The sequence below is a fragment of the Paenibacillus sp. SAF-068 genome, assembly GCF_051967555.1.
Taxonomy (GTDB): Bacteria; Bacillota; Bacilli; order Paenibacillales; family Paenibacillaceae; genus Paenibacillus.
On record NZ_JBQCJX010000016.1, the window covers coordinates 1 to 1379 of the forward strand.

2 rRNA genes are annotated in these 1379 nt (G+C 50.8%); both read left to right on the forward strand.

The features are described from left to right. Positions 1–408: ribosomal RNA gene (locus tag ACTHPG_RS28145) — 16S ribosomal RNA — on the forward strand; the annotation flags it as partial. A 311-nt stretch (positions 409–719) separates the two neighbouring features. Further along, a 23S ribosomal RNA gene (locus tag ACTHPG_RS28150) occupies positions 720–1379 on the forward strand; the annotation flags it as partial.

A 1379-nucleotide genomic window follows, 5' to 3' on the forward strand; every position in this document is an offset into this window, starting at 1 on the left:
TTCGGGTGGGCACTCTAAGGTGACTGCCGGTGACAAACCGGAGGAAGGTGGGGATGACGTCAAATCATCATGCCCCTTATGACCTGGGCTACACACGTACTACAATGGCCGGTACAACGGGCTGTGAAGCCGCGAGGTGGAACGAATCCTAAAAAGCCGGTCTCAGTTCGGATTGCAGGCTGCAACTCGCCTGCATGAAGTCGGAATTGCTAGTAATCGCGGATCAGCATGCCGCGGTGAATACGTTCCCGGGTCTTGTACACACCGCCCGTCACACCACGAGAGTTTATAACACCCGAAGTCGGTGGGGTAACCGCAAGGAGCCAGCCGCCGAAGGTGGGATAGATGATTGGGGTGAAGTCGTAACAAGGTAGCCGTATCGGAAGGTGCGGCTGGATCACCTCCTTTCTATGGAGAATCGTTTCCCGTAGCGGAAACATTCAAATACGCAGCTCAGCTGCAAACCACTCACTCGTTGCTCAGTTTTGAGAGCTCAAACTCTCAAACAGCTTGCTTTTGCATGGAGCTTGTTCTTTGAAAACTAGATATCGAAACGAAAGTAAATGCGAATTAGAACATTCCTTTTTAGCTGAACTTGTGCAAACAAGTTTCAATAAAAACGGTAGTTAAATTGCTGTTGCGATGGTATTGAATGGGAGCGACTTTTGGCTTTGCGCAAGCAAAACAAGGGAAGCAAGCAATCGAAACCGGAGCAATTTGGTTAAGCTACTAAGAGCACACGGAGGATGCCTAGGCGCTAGGAGCCGATGAAGGACGTGGCGAACAACGAAACTGCCTCGGGGAGCTGTAAGCAAGCTTTGATCCGGGGGTGTCCGAATGGGGAAACCCAGCTGGGGTAATTTCCAGTTACTCATAACTGAATACATAGGTTATGTAGAGGCATACCAGGGGAACTGAAACATCTAAGTACCCTGAGGAAGAGAAAACAATAGTGATTCCGTCAGTAGCGGCGAGCGAACGCGGAGAAGCCCAAACCAAGGAGCTTGCTCTTTGGGGTTGTGGGACGTCTCACATGGAGTTACAAAGGAACCGGTTAAGCGAAGAGGTCTGGAAAGGCCCGCCAAAGAAGGTAAAAGCCCTGTAATTGAAAGTCTGTTCCCTCCGAGACGGATCCCGAGTAGTGCGGGGCACGTGAAACCCCGTATGAATCCGGCAGGACCATCTGCCAAGGCTAAATACTTCCTAGCGACCGATAGTGAAGCAGTACCGTGAGGGAAAGGTGAAAAGCACCCCGGAAGGGGAGTGAAATAGAACCTGAAACCGTGTGCTTACAAAAAGTCAGAGCCCGTTTTAGGGGTGATGGCGTGCCTTTTGTAGAATGAACCGGCGAGTTACGTTCCCGTGCAAGGTTAAGGTGA